The organism is Bacteroidota bacterium (genome assembly GCA_040388375.1).
Lineage (GTDB): Bacteria > Bacteroidota > Bacteroidia > UKL13-3 > UKL13-3 > JAAFJM01.
Genome location: JAZKBU010000009.1, coordinates 116,230 through 131,450 on the forward strand (window position 1 = coordinate 116,230; position 15,221 = coordinate 131,450).

15 protein-coding genes are annotated in these 15,221 nt (G+C 33.8%); 6 read left to right on the plus strand and 9 right to left on the minus strand.

Going from position 1 to position 15,221, the window contains the following annotated elements; all coding sequences use genetic code 11:
* Positions 1 to 20 precede the first annotated feature (20 nt).
* Positions 21 to 1,247, minus strand: coding sequence for a hypothetical protein (locus tag V4538_14355; GenBank protein MES2382224.1), 1,227 nt, complete (start codon positions 1,245 to 1,247; stop codon positions 21 to 23).
* 172 nt (positions 1,248 to 1,419) lie between these two features.
* Here V4538_14355 and V4538_14360 point away from each other — a divergent pair, with 172 nt between their 5' ends.
* Positions 1,420 to 1,965: an RNA methyltransferase gene (locus V4538_14360; GenBank protein MES2382225.1), complete on the plus strand. Its 546-nt coding sequence runs from the start codon at positions 1,420 to 1,422 to the stop codon at positions 1,963 to 1,965.
* Here the strand turns inward: V4538_14360 and bshC are convergent.
* From bshC to rpmB, 6 genes are all read right to left on the minus strand, one after another.
* Positions 1,952 to 3,538 carry a bacillithiol biosynthesis cysteine-adding enzyme BshC gene (gene bshC / locus V4538_14365; protein MES2382226.1) on the minus strand — a complete coding sequence of 529 codons (1,587 nt, stop codon included), beginning with the start codon at positions 3,536 to 3,538 and terminating at the stop codon, positions 1,952 to 1,954. The two genes, V4538_14360 and bshC, sit on opposite strands and share 14 nt — an antisense overlap.
* A 61-nt stretch (positions 3,539 to 3,599) precedes the next feature.
* On the minus strand, positions 3,600 to 4,913 hold the full coding sequence (rimO, locus tag V4538_14370) for a 30S ribosomal protein S12 methylthiotransferase RimO (GenBank protein MES2382227.1): 1,314 nt from the start codon (positions 4,911 to 4,913) through the stop codon (positions 3,600 to 3,602).
* Between the two features lie 78 nt (positions 4,914 to 4,991).
* Positions 4,992 to 5,945, minus strand: a complete 954-nt coding sequence (ftsY, locus tag V4538_14375; GenBank protein MES2382228.1) for a signal recognition particle-docking protein FtsY — start codon at positions 5,943 to 5,945, stop codon at positions 4,992 to 4,994.
* A 140-nt stretch (positions 5,946 to 6,085) separates the two neighbouring features.
* Positions 6,086 to 6,235, minus strand: coding sequence for a DUF4295 family protein (locus V4538_14380; protein MES2382229.1), 150 nt, complete (start codon positions 6,233 to 6,235; stop codon positions 6,086 to 6,088).
* A 30-nt stretch (positions 6,236 to 6,265) separates the two neighbouring features.
* Complete coding sequence (gene rpmG / locus V4538_14385; GenBank protein MES2382230.1) at positions 6,266 to 6,448, minus strand: 50S ribosomal protein L33; 183 nt, start codon at positions 6,446 to 6,448, stop codon at positions 6,266 to 6,268.
* A gap of 17 nt (positions 6,449 to 6,465) precedes the next feature.
* Entirely contained in the window at positions 6,466 to 6,696 is a 231-nt protein-coding gene (rpmB, locus tag V4538_14390; GenBank protein ID MES2382231.1) for a 50S ribosomal protein L28, read from the minus strand.
* A gap of 190 nt (positions 6,697 to 6,886) precedes the next feature.
* On the opposite strand from rpmB, the gene ccsA (V4538_14395) reads away from it, so the two are divergent.
* The 5 genes from ccsA (V4538_14395) to V4538_14415 all read left to right on the plus strand — a co-directional run bounded on the left by ccsA (V4538_14395) (position 6,887) and on the right by V4538_14415 (position 11,749).
* Positions 6,887 to 7,543 (plus strand): cytochrome c biogenesis protein CcsA, encoded by a 657-nt coding sequence (gene ccsA / locus V4538_14395; protein ID MES2382232.1) that lies wholly within the window; start codon positions 6,887 to 6,889, stop codon positions 7,541 to 7,543.
* On the plus strand, positions 7,540 to 7,713 hold the full coding sequence (locus tag V4538_14400; GenBank protein ID MES2382233.1) for a hypothetical protein: 174 nt from the start codon (positions 7,540 to 7,542) through the stop codon (positions 7,711 to 7,713). The genes ccsA (V4538_14395) and V4538_14400 overlap by 4 nt, the downstream gene beginning before the upstream one ends.
* Before the next feature lie 9 nt (positions 7,714 to 7,722).
* Positions 7,723 to 8,106, plus strand: a complete 384-nt coding sequence (locus tag V4538_14405; protein MES2382234.1) for a cytochrome c maturation protein CcmE — start codon at positions 7,723 to 7,725, stop codon at positions 8,104 to 8,106.
* A gap of 129 nt (positions 8,107 to 8,235) precedes the next feature.
* Positions 8,236 to 10,761: a cytochrome c biogenesis protein CcsA gene (gene ccsA, locus V4538_14410; protein MES2382235.1), complete on the plus strand. Its 2,526-nt coding sequence runs from the start codon at positions 8,236 to 8,238 to the stop codon at positions 10,759 to 10,761.
* Positions 10,762 to 10,780: 19 nt separating this feature from the next.
* Positions 10,781 to 11,749 carry an ion channel gene (locus tag V4538_14415; protein ID MES2382236.1) on the plus strand — a complete coding sequence of 323 codons (969 nt, stop codon included), beginning with the start codon at positions 10,781 to 10,783 and terminating at the stop codon, positions 11,747 to 11,749.
* 91 nt (positions 11,750 to 11,840) lie between these two features.
* Here the strand turns inward: V4538_14415 and gcvP are convergent, their stop codons facing one another.
* Together gcvP and secG are read right to left on the minus strand one after the other, a co-directional pair.
* Positions 11,841 to 14,711 (minus strand): aminomethyl-transferring glycine dehydrogenase, encoded by a 2,871-nt coding sequence (gcvP, locus tag V4538_14420; GenBank protein MES2382237.1) that lies wholly within the window; start codon positions 14,709 to 14,711, stop codon positions 11,841 to 11,843.
* 138 nt (positions 14,712 to 14,849) lie between these two features.
* The gene (secG, locus tag V4538_14425; protein ID MES2382238.1) at positions 14,850 to 15,215 is read right to left on the minus strand and encodes a preprotein translocase subunit SecG; all 366 of its coding nucleotides are present in this window, start codon (positions 15,213 to 15,215) and stop codon (positions 14,850 to 14,852) included.
* Between the last annotated feature and the right edge of the window lie 6 nt (positions 15,216 to 15,221).

A 15,221-nucleotide genomic window follows, 5' to 3' on the forward strand; every position in this document is an offset into this window, starting at 1 on the left:
AAGGGGCTTTTATCTACACACTAATGTTTATAGTATACATGCATCCATGCATTTGGTTCTATATTCTCGCGGCACTCTTTTAGTACACTCAATGCTAATTGTCTATCTCCCGTACTTATTGCCATTACTCTATAATATCTCGAACCTTTTGATCTAAATACTTTTGCATCATATCCTTTAGCAATTAATTTATTTCTAAATCTCACTGCAAACATTCTGCTTCTAATTGTATAGCAACCCATTACTACATTATAAACTGAATCTGGCTCTCCAAATTCTTTTCTTGTATTTGAGTTAGCTACTGCCGGATTTGTATTTGGTGTGTTTTCTACTTTTGGAGTAGGAGGAACTACCGCTACTGGTTGTTTAACCGGTTCTTTCACTGTTTCTATTGGTTTAACCACTTTAACCGAATCTACTGGTTTTGTAACAACGGCCAATTTAGTTGTATCTTTTTTAGGTACTTCAGTAACCGGTGGAGTTGGTTTAACAATAGGTTTTTTAATAACCGGTATTTTCTCAACAGGTTTGGCTTTTTTCTTACGTTTAAGATTCCAGTCAATTAAATCTTTATTTTTATTGGCTAAAACTTTGTAGCTGATTCCTACATTGATTGATAGAATATTATTGTATCCTTCATCATTAGGAGCCCCATCTAACCAATATGTATCTACGTAGTCAAAAGCTATTCCTCCAGAAAGATCAAAAGCATAGTTTAAATAATATTTTGCCTGAGCACCTAAACGGTAAACATAAAAAGGAGAAGTATAAGTATCGTTTAATTTAATAACTACATTATTAACCAATGTATAGCTTACATCATGGTACATTAACCCACCACCTGCGTAAACATATAGATTCAATTTACCTTGGTCATTCTTTTTTAGTATGGGTGTTAAATTTAACATACCTACAATGCTGTACATGTCGTTCGACATGCTATATGATTTTATATTTCCATCACTAGCAGCAGGAAAGCCTCCCAATAAAGAAGAATTTGCACTAGAGTTACTTCCACTTATGTTTAAATGTGTTAATTGTCCCTGAATAGAAAACTCTCTAGAAAACGAATACCTAAGAGAACCCGCAAATGAATTATTAAAATCGTTTCCAACATTTGTAAACATGTAAGGTACACCAACTTGCAAATCGGCACTTAAGTTTGTGGCTTGTTTTCCTCTCTGTGCAGACACACGAATGCCTATTCCAAGAACCAACAAAATAAATATTCCTACCGTTTTTTTCATTTAAATAAAGTTGTTATACAAATCAGTTAACTTTGCAAAGATAATTTATAATTTTATCTTAACAACATTAGCGCAATCACTTTGTCATTAATTTAGTACACTTTACGTAAAATATTTATTGTCACTTTATTAATGTTAATGAGGTTTTTGCAGCTTAAATAGTTTTTACAGCATGTTAAACCAGAAAATCAAAAACTCAGACTTAAATAGAAAAACTATTGAAGAGAATCTTAATGCTATTAAACTAAATATCACTGTAATACTTGATAATGTGAGAAGTGCTCAGAATGTAGGTTCCATTTTTCGTACTTCTGATGCTTTTAATGTAGATAGAATATATTTATGTGGTATTACGGCAACGCCACCTAATAAAGAAATTTTCAAAACAGCTTTAGGGGCTACAGAAAGTGTAAAATGGGAACATTATGAAAATATTAATTCTCTGGTGGAAATCTTAAAATCTGAACAGTACACTGTTATAAGTATTGAACAAACTGCTAATGCGCAAATGCTACATGAAGTATCATTTCAATTAAACGAAAAATATGCTTTTGTTTTCGGTAATGAAGTAGATGGGGTAAGCCAAACTGTTATTGATAATAGCCATGGGGTAATTGAAATTCCTCAATTTGGCAGCAAACACTCCTTAAACATATCAGTATCAGCCGGGGTAATTCTTTGGGAAGCAGCTAAACAATTAGCTGTTAATCATCAATAATATGTAATGAAAAATCAAAAGCATCGGCATGTTGCTTTACTTTGCTAATAAAAGGCAAAGACGGATTTAAATCATACATCATTACATTCTCTGAGCGTTCCTGAAAAACACCTAAAGGAAAAAGTCTTTCTTTTAACTTTAGCAATTTCTCAATATTGTCTTCTTGCTTTTGTTGACGTGCTTTTTTGTAAGATTTCAGGTGAGTTCCTAATTGTTTTTTATTTTCCAGTTTTAACGCAAGTATTTCTTTTGTAGTAGCCTGGTCTATATTTTTAACCTCATCAATAATACTTTGAAAAAGGGTATCTATTTGATTGATTACTTCTGGCAAATTACTTGACGATTGTTTTTGTAAAAACAGATCGGCTAATTCACTATCGTTTAAAAATAAGTCAACAAGGGCTAAGCCCATTTTTTCCGCCTTATCACTGATCGATTTGTTTAACAATAAAAATGAATTGCGTTGCATTAAAACAGGATATGCAATATTAAATGTATCAAAAACATTTTTCAGTTGTAACCAATAGGCTACTTCTGCTGGACCTCCAATATAGGCTAAGTTAGGTAAAATAAGTTCCTGGTAAACAGGCCTCAATACTACATTGGGGCTAAACATTTCGGGATTATTAGCTATTTCCACAGCCATTTCTTCTTTGGTAAAAACTACTGAAGTATCCTGTAATTTATATCCATTACTTTCGGGTTTAATCAATTTACGGCCAAACTCGTTGTGTAAATAAAAAAAGTTAACCTCTCTCCCGTTTATCTGCAATTTATAGGATTCTTCTAAACGTTTATTGGTTTCCTTAATAGCCTTAAATGTAGTTTGGTTTAAAACATCTTGTTCAATAACGGGTTGCAATTCCTTTTTCAAGTCAGCATTATCAGCATCAATAATTATCAAACCTTCGTTTTTAAACAACTCATACACCAAACGCCTAGTAGCTACGGATAGGTTTTCGTCAGGACTGTAACATTTTTTTAATAATTCAATCCAGTTTTTTGATTGTTGTCTTTCACCAAGTATGCTCGCTATTTCATCAATTATAGGTGCTAAACCCTTGTTATTTACTCTGCCAACGGGTTTACCGTTGGTTTCATTTTGCCATTTAACTTGTTTGCCAAATAATTGTACAGTGCTTATTTCTTCAAAATCGTGGTCTTCACTAGCCATCCAAAATACAGGCACAAAATGTTGTTCCGGATATTTTGCTTTTAACTGTTCCGCTAAATTTATAATGGTTACTATTTTATAAATAAAGTAAAGTGGGCCGGTAAATAAAGCCAATTGGTGGCCGGTAGTAACAGTAAAAGTATTGTTGTTCTTAATTTTTTCTATTTGAGCCTTTGTTTCATTATTTAGCTCAATACCAGCTTCTGCATATTGCTTTAGCAAAACATCAACTAAAACTGCTCTGGTAGCATTGTTATAATTTTTGTTTTTTATAGCCTCACCAAAGGAGTCAATGTTGGGGGTATATTTATAAAATGATTTTAGTTTTTCGTCCTGATTAATGTAATCAACAGTAATTGGAGGTAATAAGCCTGTTTGTGTTAATGAAATTTTTTGCATTTTAAATCAATTCAATAGTCTAAAAACTAAATCAATTCAGACCCATTATTTTAATTGTTTATTATCCGATTATTTCTCCGTACAAATCAAAATCTTCGGCACTGGTAATTTTCACATTGGCAAAATCGCCAATTTTAGCATAGTATTTTTTAGCATCTACCAATACTTCATTATCAACCTCAGGACTATCAAATTCAGTACGTCCAACCCACATGCCATTTTCTTTTCTATCAAATAAAACTTTAAATACTTTGCCTACTTTCTCTTGGTTTTTTTCGGCTGATATAAGTTGTTGTATTTCCATAATGGTTGCCGCTCTTTCCTCTTTTACTTCTTGCGGAACATCATCAACCAAGGTTCCTGCATGGGTTCCTTCTTCATGGCTATAAGTAAAAATACCTAACCTGTCAAATCTGTTGCGTCTAACAAAATCGCATAAGTCTAAAAAATCTTGCTCTGTTTCTCCCGGATGGCCAGCAATAAGTGTAGTTCTAATGGCAATTCCCGGTACACGTGCTCTTATTGAGTCAACTACTTCCTGTGTACGTTTTTCGGTAATTCCCCTACGCATTACTTTCAGCATATTATCGCTGGTATGTTGTAATGGAATATCAATATACTTACAAATATTATCTCGTTCGGCAATTACATCTAATGCTTCTAATGGAAATTGACTTGGATAAGCATAATGCAACCTAACCCATGCCACACCTGCTACATCAGAAACACGTCTTAACAATTCTGCTAATTTGCGTTCACCATATAAGTCTAATCCGTAATAAGTACTGTCTTGTGCTATTAGTAAAATTTCTTTAGTACCATTTTTTACCAGATTTTTCACTTCAGTTTCTATTTGCTCAAAACTTTTCGAAACGTGTTTACCACGCATAATAGGAATGGCACAAAAAGAACAAGGCCTGTCACAACCTTCTGAAATTTTTAAATAAGCATAATGGCTAGGTGTAGTTAATAAGCGCTCGCCTATCAACTCTTGTTTATAATCAGCTCCTAATGTTTTTAGTAGCTGTGGTAAATGTAGTGTACCAAAATATTCATCTACATCTGGAATTTCTTTTTCTAAATCGGGTTTATAACGCTGGCTTAAACAACCTGTAACATATAGTTTATCTATTTGTCCTTCTTGTTTAGCTTCGGCATAACGTAAAATAGTTTCAATACTTTCCTGTTTTGCATTTTCAATAAATCCGCAAGTATTAATAATAACTATATTGGCATCGTCTTTCAACGACTCATGGGCCACATCAAAATCGTTTGCTTTTAACTGGCTATATAATACTTCACTGTCAACAACGTTTTTGCTACAACCAAGTGTTATAATATTTATTTTATCTTGTTTACGTGTTTTGGTCTTCATGTAAATTTTCTACTTCCATTTTATTTTACCGCTTTTGTTACAAAACCAATCAACCGGTTTTTCTTAATCAGTAAAATATTATTTCTTAAATAAAGAGTCAACAAACTCTACTTTGTTAAATACTTGTAAATCATCAATACCCTCGCCCACTCCAATATATTTTACCGGAATTTTAAACTGATCGGCTATACCAATTACTACACCACCTTTAGCAGTGCCATCTAATTTGGTTAATGCCAGTGCATTTACCTCAGTAGCTGCCGTAAACTGGCGGGCTTGTTCAAACGCATTTTGACCTGTACTTGCATCTAACACTAATAAAATTTCATGGGGAGTACCATCTTGTACTTTACCCATTACGCGTTTTATTTTTGAAAGCTCATCCATTAAGCCCACTTTATTGTGTAAACGACCTGCGGTATCTATTATACATACATCTGCATTGTTATCAACTGCATATTTTACAGCATCAAAGGCTACAGAAGCCGGGTCGGTATTCATGCCGTGTTCTACCACATGCACATCATTGCGTTGTCCCCAAATTTTTAATTGCTCCACTGCAGCAGCTCTAAAGGTATCGGCTGCGCCTAGTACTACTTTTTTACCTGCTTTTTTAAATTGATTGGCTAATTTACCAATAGTAGTAGTTTTACCTACACCATTTACACCAACTACCATTATTACATATGGCTTATGGTCGGGTAAATTTTCAAAACTACTTAAATTTTCATTGTTGTATTCGTCAAGTAGTATGGCAATTTCTTCCTTCAGTAAATTGTTTAATTCGGAAGTACCAACGTATTTATCTTTTGAAACTCTTTTTTGAAGCCTGTCAATTATTTTAAGGGTAGTTTCAATTCCAACATCACTGCTCACTAAAATTTCTTCTAGCTGGTCTAAAAAGTCATCATCGACCGAGGCTTTACCAACAAGGGCTTTACTAATTTTGTCTAATAAGCTAGTCTTGGTTTTTTCTAAACCTTGATCTAATTTTTCTTTTTTTTCTTTACTAAAAAAACTAAAAATTCCCATTATTTTACTTAGCTATTTGCTAATTAAATGATTTTTCAGAAACAAAACAATTCATTTCAATTAGCTATTTTAAAAATACAAAAAGCATTCTGAAAGTATTATCAGAATGCTTTTCTATAAATATTTCATTACAAAACTAACTAAGCTTTGAAATGTGATTTTACGTCTTCGTTAGGAATAATTTCAGACTTAAATGAGTAAGCTCCTTTTTTATTCTTTACTGCGCGATAAACTTTTGCATAATCTTTACCGCTTGATGTTTTTAATGTAGCAACAACTTTTTTTGCCATGGTCTGATTCCTTTATATTTTAAGGGGTGATTATTTAATTTCTTTGTGTACAGTTTTACGTTTTAAAATTGAATTGTATTTTTTCAATTCTAAACGCTCAGTTGTATTTTTTTTATTTTTAGTAGTTATGTAACGACTAGTTCCAGGCATCCCTGAAGTTTTGTGCTCGGTACACTCCATAATAACTTGAATTCTATTTCCTTTTTTTGCCATTGCTTAATCTCCTTAAATTAAATTTTGCCGTTTTTAACAAAATCGTTTAACACTGTGGTAATTCCTTTTTTAGAAATAGTTTTGATTGCTTTTGTGCTTACGCGCAAAGTAATCCATTGACCTTCTTCAGGAATATAAAATTTTTTATCTTGTAGGTTAGGATAAAAGCGTCTTTTGGTTTTTGTATTCGAATGAGATACATTATTTCCTTTTAAAGCTTTTTTACCTGTTAAATCACAAACTCTCATGGCGTTATTTTTCGTAATAAGGGCTGCAAATATCTTATAATTATTTTTAAATGCAAGCATTAATAAAAAAAACTTTTAAAAATACTTTATTGTCTCGTTTTTAACTGAGCAGCCCAGTCGTCAAAAGTAACACTTAACTAAATATTATCATACTTAAAAAATAATATTTCCTTTTTTATACTTTCGCCTCATGATTAAATGGTGGAAAATAGCAGGATTTATTCTTGTTCTTTATTCAATTATACAAGGTTTATATGGGGCTATCCCTAATTTGCCTATACTTGAAAATAGCATCAGGAACTTATATTTCCATGTTCCTATGTGGTTTACAATGATTAGTTTGTTGCTGTTTTCATTTATTTACTCCATTCAAACGCTGAATAATAAAACTACCGTTGATTTAAAAAAGGATGCAATGGCAGAGGTATATGCCACCACAGCGATGCTTTTTGGAATTGCTGGCTTATGTACCGGAATGGTTTGGGCAAAAAATACCTGGGGTGCTTATTGGACCAATGACCCTAAATTAAATGCTGCAGCAGTGGCCATGTTGCTATATGCTGCTTATTTTGTGTTGAGAAGCAGTATTGATGACCAAGAAAAAAGAGCACGAATAGCTGCGGTATTTAATGTGTTTTGTTTCCCTATTTATGTGGTATTGGTTTTTGTATTACCACGATTGACGGATTCATTACACCCGGGAAATGGTGGAAACCCCGGTTTTAACGCTTATGATTTGGATAGCAGATTACGTATGGTATTTTACCCTGCGGTATTGGGATGGATTTTAATGGGATTTTGGATAGCCGATATTGGCGTAAGAATAAATAAATTAAACAAAATATGAAATTGATTGTTAATCAAGCTAAAATAAGCACAAGTGAACTGCCTAGTTTAGCAAGCGATAATAAAATGACGGTGGTAATTATTGTGATTGCCATTATATTTACATTGATTACTGCTTTTTTAGTTTTCTTGGATTTAAGATTAAGAAAAATAGAAGCAAAAAATAAATAATAGCACTAAATGAAAAAATCGAGTATTATAATCATTGTTTTAATTGCTATTGCTATTGCTGCAATTATAAGTACTACCAGCGATGCCAGCAGCTATGAAAATTTTTCAGTAGCAGCAGAAAACCCAGGTAAAGAATTTCACGTGGTAGGCACATTAAACAGGCAAAAAGAAAAATATTTCGACCCTAAAAAGGATGCCAACTACTTTAGTTTTTTTCTTATAGATGAAAAAGGGCAAGAGCAAAAAGTAATTTACCATGCACCAGAACCGGCAGATTTTGAACGCAGCGAAAAAATTGTAATTATTGGTAAAATGGATGGCGACCATTTTGAAGCCAGTAAAATACTTTTAAAATGTCCGAGTAAATACAACGATACTCAGGTAAAAGTATAAAGATTAACAGCATTGCAAAAAACACCTTACCCCAAAACGGTAGGGTGTTTTTTTTGACTTCACTCATAATTTTTTTTAAGCTATGCATTCACTCCCTTTAATTACATTTGCCTTTTATTGTAATCATACATGAATAATATAATTTTTGAAGGAGAACACCTGTGGATTGGAAATATAGGGCGCTTAGCCGTTATTTTTAGTTTTATTACTTCTATACTTTGTGCTGTTAGTTATTATTTAGCCGAAAAAAGGCCACTTGAAACAACGTGGAAAAAAATAGCTTTCATGGGTTTCAGCATTCACAGTGCTGCTGTTCTCACCATTATTGGCTCTTTATTTTTTATTATTTACAAACATTATTTCGAATACCATTATGCATGGCAACATAGTAGCCGCGATTTGCCTGTCCATTTTATGATTTCGTGTTTTTGGGAAGGCCAAGAAGGAAGTTTTCTGCTTTGGATTTTTTGGCAAATGGTTATTGGTTGGTTGCTTATAGGCACGGCAAAAGGCTGGACAAACCCTGTTATGTTTGTATTAATGCTTTCGCAAATAGCCCTTTCTAGCATGCTATTAGGCGTTAAAGTTTTCGGAATTAAATTTGGCAGCACCCCTTTTGAATTGTTACGCAACGCCATGGGGAATGCACCTATTTTTAAACAACCTGATTATTTAAGTAAAATAAAAGATGGCAATGGTTTAAACCCTTTGTTACAAAACTATTGGATGGTTATTCATCCGCCTACTTTGTTTTTTGGCTTTGCTACTACGGTTGTTCCTTTTGCTTTTGCCATAGCTGCTTTAATGCGTAAGCAATATAGCGAGTGGATAAAACCAGCTTTACCATGGGCTTTAATCAGTGTTATGGTATTGGGTACAGGTATTATTATGGGTGGCTTCTGGGCTTACGAAAGTTTAAGCTTTGGAGGCTATTGGGCTTGGGATCCAGTTGAAAATGCATCGTTGGTGCCTTGGTTAACATTGATAGCTGGTTTACACTTAATGCTTATATACAAAGCAACGGGTAATGCCTTACAAGCTACTTTTGGTTTTATTATTGTTACCTTTTTATTTGTGCTTTACGCTACCTTTTTAACTCGCAGTGGTATATTAGGAAACTCATCTGTTCATTCGTTTACTGATTTAGGTATGAGTGGCCAGTTGTTGCTTTTTGTATTAATGTTTGTATGGCTTACACCATTGGTTATAGAAGAAAAACCTAAATTATTCTGGGCCAATTTTATTGGTTTACTTATTTTAGTTTTTGGCATATTAGCCAGTGAAAAAATGAGCATTAGCAAATGGCCTTTAACGGGGATTGGGATTATTGCTATTGGTTTAAATATATTTTATATTGTAAAAAAGGTTCCCGGTTCTAAAAAGGATGATGAAATATATACCCGTGAGTTTTGGATGTTTATTGGCAGCTTAATGCTTGGCATTTCATCGTTTCAAATAATAATTACTACCTCTATTCCTGTATTTAATAAGTTATTTGATTTAAAACTGGCCCCTCCTACTGATGTAATCGGGCATTACAATAAATGGCAAATGCCTTTGGCTATTATTATAGCTTTACTAACGGGAATAGCCAATGTAATAAAATACAAAAAAAATGGCGGGGAGGGTTTAAAAAAACTTATTATCCACTTAGCTATCGCAGGTGTTTTGGCTATTGTTTTATTCTTTGCTTTTAAATTAGAAAATTACTTCTTCATTGTTTTATTGTTTGCTGCCATTTATACTATTGTAGGCAATGCCAGTTTATTAAAACCCATTTTTAAAGGTAAAATAAAATTAGTTGGTTCATCAGTCGCACATATTGGCTTTGGTGTTTTGTTAATTGGTGTATTGGTATCATCTGCCAATAAAAAAGTTATTTCGATTAATGAAAGCGGTAAAATTTTAAACCCTGAATTTGACGACAAAAACAATATTGAAAATGTATACCTTGAAGGTGGCAAACCTTTAAAAATGGCTGACTACATTATTACCTACGAGGGTGATAGTATGCAATGGGTTAATACTTACTACAAGGTTAATTACAAAAAATTGAATCCTAAGTCGGGTAATGTTGATTATGAATTTAATTTGTTTCCAAATGCGCAAATCAATCCAAAATTTGGTTTGGTAGCTAACCCAGATACTAAACATTATATAAGCCACGATGTATTTACTTATGTTAGTTCGGTTCCTGTTGAAAAGAAGGATGCCAAATTTGTTAATTTAAAAACACATGAACTAGCTCAAGGCGATACTATTTACTTAAGCAATGCTATCTGTGTTCTTAAAAATATCAGCTCTAATATTCAAAAAAATACAGGCGTGAATCAATCGGAAATTTTGATTGGTGCTGAGTTTGAAATCAGAACTTTAGATAAGGTTTTAACTACTACTCCGCTCTACGGAATTAAAGATAAAGCGGTGGCTAATTTTGATGCTTATGTAGACGAAATAAAAACTAAATTCAGTTTTAAAACCGTTAATACTGATACCAAGAAAGTAGTGATTGAAACTTCTGAAAAAGACAATAGTGGTAATTTTATTATTATGAAAGCCATTGTTTTCCCTTGGATTAATTTGGTTTGGGCAGGAACTATTATTATGATAATTGGTTTTTTCCTTTCTATTTTAAAACGAATTCAATTAAAATAAGTTGTGTATATAAAAGCACATGGCAAAACTATTTAAAAACTTCACCAGTAATAACGATACCGGATTCGGTTCTTCAGCAGCTAACCAAGCGGATAGGTTACTCAATAAAGATGGCCGTTACAATGTTACCAGAACGGGTGTAAGTATTTTTAATAGATACAGCTATTTCCATGAGCTAATTGCGATGAGTTGGTTAAAGTTTAACTCACTTGTTTTAGCTACTTATTTAATTATAAATTTATTTTTTACTTTAATTTATTGGTTTATTGGCATTGAACACTTAGGTGGAACTATGGGAGAAACTACTTTGGAAAAATTCATGGAGACATTTTTCTTTAGTTGTCAAACTTATTCTACTGTAGGATATGGTAGAATAAATCCACAAGGGTTTTTATCTAGTGCTATAGCCTCTGTTGAAAGTTTGGTAGGCTTAATGAGTTTTGCCGTAGTAACGGGCTTAATTTACGGACGTTTTGCCAAGCCTAACATAAGATTATTAACTAGTCAAAACGCCATTATAGCACCTTTTAAAGAAGGTAAAGCTTTAATGTTTAGAATTACCAACGCCCGCCAAAATGCTTTATTGGAGGTAGAAATTGAGTTAATGATGTCCTTTTTCACCCATGAAAATCCGGTACGCCAGTTTTTACCTTTAAAGCTGGAACGTAAAAAAGTAAATGCGCTCTCTTTAAGCTGGACTATTGTACATCCAATTGATGAAAACTCGCCATTATACGGACTTACGTTAAAGGACTATGAGGAGATAGACTTGGAACTTATATTTATGTTTAAGGCTTTTGACGAATCGTATTCTCAAACAGTTCATACCAGAACCAGCTATGTGTTTAGTGAAATTTTATGGGGCAAAAAATTTGTACCTATGTATGCTCGCTCCGAAAAAGGGGAAACAACTATTTTACAAATTGAAAAATTAAATGAAATGGTAGAGGCTGATTTGCCTAATGAACTACCTAAAAACGTTTACTAAAGATTTATTATTAACTATAATCAAAGCTATTATTTATAAAAAAAGCCTCGAAATTTTCGAGGCTTTTTTATTTGGTATACAAAACAGGCTATTAGTTGCTTGCTTGTTCTGCATATGCTTCTACCGGAATACAAGCACAAATTAAGTTTCTATCACCATAGGTATCATTAATTCTACCTACACTTGGCCAAAATTTAGCAGCTCTTACAAATGGAAGTGGAAATGCTGCTTCCTGGCGACTATAGTTATGTTTCCAATCATCAGCTGTTACCATACTGGCTGTGTGAGGTGCATTTTTCAATACGTTATCTGTTTTATCAGCTGTTCCATTTTCAATAGCTGTTACTTCGTTTCTAATAGAAATCATAGCATCACAAAAACGATCTAATTCATGTTTAGCTTCGCTCTCTGTTGGCTCTATCATAACGGTACCAGCAACAGGGAATGAAATAGTTGGCGCATGGAAACCGTAATCCATTAAACGTTTAGCTATATCACTTACTTCAACACCAGAAGCTTGTTTGAACACACGTGTATCTAAAATCATTTCATGTGCACAACGGCCTTTTGAACCTACGTACAAAATTTGGTAATGTTTCTCTAAACGTGCTTTGATATAATTGGCATTTAGAATAGCGTATTTAGTTGCATTTTCTAATCCTTCTGTTCCCATCATTCTGATATAAGCATAAGAAATTAAAAGGATTGAAGCACTTCCCCAAGGAGCTGCACTTACTGCATGCATTGATTTATTTCCGCCTTTCATATCAACCACGGCATGACCAGGTAAAAAAGGAACTAAATGTGCTGCAACACCAATTGGCCCCATTCCAGGTCCACCTCCACCATGTGGAATACAAAATGTTTTGTGTAAATTTAAATGGCAAACATCTGCACCAATATTAGCCGGACTTGTTAAACCAACTTGTGCATTCATATTAGCACCATCCATATATACTTGTCCACCATTCTCGTGAATGATTGAACAGATATCAATTATACCTTCTTCAAACACTCCGTATGTTGATGGATAAGTAACCATTAAACAGGCTAAGTTATCTTTGTGTTCAATAGCTTTTGCACGAATATCTTCAATATCGATATAACCGTTTTCAAGTGTTTTGGTAACTATTACTTTCATACCGGCCATAACCGCACTTGCCGGATTTGTTCCGTGTGCTGATGAAGGAATTAAAGCAATATTTCTATGTGATTGACCATTTGCTTTAAAGTATTCTCTGATAGCCATTAAACCAGCATACTCACCTTGTGCACCTGCATTTGGCTGCAATGAAATACCTGCAAAGCCGGTAACTTGTTTTAAGTATTCGGTTAACTCGTCAAATATTTGTGTATAACCCGTTGCTTGCTCGCGCGGAATAAAAGGATGCAATACACTAAAGCCCGGGTAAGTTACAGGAATCATTTCTGCTGTTGCGTTCAACTTCATTGTACAACTACCTAAAGCGATCATACTTTCGCAAAGCGATAAATCTTTCGATTCTAACAATTTGATATAACGTAACATTTCATGCTCACTGTGGTGTGAATTAAACACAGGATGCGTCATGTAATCTGAAGTACGGGCTAAAGTAGCAGGAACCGCTAAATCAGTAGTTGCCGGAACTTTTATATCTATTATTTTTCCAACTAAACAATTTACTAAGTTAACTAAATCGTTAACAGTATGTGTTTCATCAATGGCAATAGAAATATGTTTATCATTAATTTTATTGATATTGATTTCTGATTTTACACAATTAGCCAAAGCTGCATCAGCATTATCAACGGCAACAGTGATGGTATCGAAATAATTTTTATTAGCAACTTTTAAACCATTTTCAGTTAAAGTATTGGCTAATGCTTTTGTTAAACCATGTACTCTACCTGCTATACCTTTTAATCCCTGAGGACCGTGGTAAACAGCGTACATACTTGCCATAATTGACAATAATACCTGAGCAGTACAAATGTTTGATGTTGCTTTTTCGCGTTTAATATGTTGCTCACGTGTTTGCAAAGCCATACGTAAAGCTGAGTTGCCCTGACTATCAATTGAAACACCAATTAAACGACCCGGCATTTGGCGTTTGTATGCATCTTTGGTAGCAAAAAAACCGGCATGTGGGCCACCGTAACCCATTGGCACGCCAAAACGTTGTGACGAACCAACTACTACATCAGCTCCCCATTCTCCCGGAGGAGTTAATAATGTTAAACTTAATATATCAGCAGCAACTGTTACTAAAACTTTGTTTTGAGCTGCTTGTGCCATAAATGCACTGTAATCAAATACTTCGCCATTAGAAGCAGGGTATTGAATAATAGCACCAAAATAGGTATCGTCTAATTGAACAGTTTCGTGGTTACCAATAACTATTTCTACACCTGTTGGTTCTGCACGTGTAATTAAAACATCAATAGTTTGTTTAAAGCAAAGCTCGGAAACAAAAAATTTGTTCGCTTTTTCATTTTTAGCTTCAGCATGTAATAAATGCATTGCCTCAGCGGCAGCAGTTGCTTCATCTAATAAACTGGCGTTGGCTATTTCCATACCGGTTAAATCAATAACCATGGTTTGGTAATTTAACAATGCTTCTAAACGGCCTTGTGCTATTTCCGGTTGGTAAGGTGTGTAAGCTGTATACCAATTAGGGTTTTCAAAAATATTGCGTAAAACTACATTGGGTGTATGTGTACCGTAGTAACCTTGCCCAATAAAATTTTTGTATATTTTATTGTTCTCAGAAATTTGTTTCAGCATACTTAACAACTCCATCTCTGTTAAAGCTGCCGGTAATTTCATACGCTCTTTTAAGCGAATATGAGCAGGAATAGTTTCATCAATCAGTTGCTCAACCGAACTAACACCAATGGTTTTTAACATGGCTTCAGTGTCTTTTCTCATTGGTGAATTGTGACGATAAACAAATTCGTCTTTGTGGTTAGTTGCTATTTGCATTTTGTAGTTTTATTATTTTATGGTCAAATGTAAGAATTTTACTAAGCAAAAAATTAATGATAAAGGTCAAAAATTTTCAAAAAAAAGCCTGCACCAAAATTTTGGTACAGGCTTTTTCAAAATTAATTTTTTTATATCTTATTGTGCTGCACTATCAGCAGGAGTTGCTGCAGGCTGAGCTTGTTGTTGTGTTGGCTGAGGTGCTTGTTGTTGAGGAGCAACCGGAGTAGTAGCTTCGATATTATCTTTAATACGGCTTTCAGTTCCTGTAGCTTCTACTTCGCCACTAGGACGTAAAAAGTTTGATGCTAAACTTAAAACAATAAGCGCAATAGCTAATACCCAAGTAGATTTTTCTACTACGTCAGTACTTCTGTTTGCACCCATTATTTGATTAGGAGCAGTAAAGTTAGCAGCTATTCCGCCTCCTTTAGGATTTTGAATTAATACTACTAGTGTTAGCAATAAGCAAGCTATAATAATTAAAATTAATAAAAATAACATAGGTTT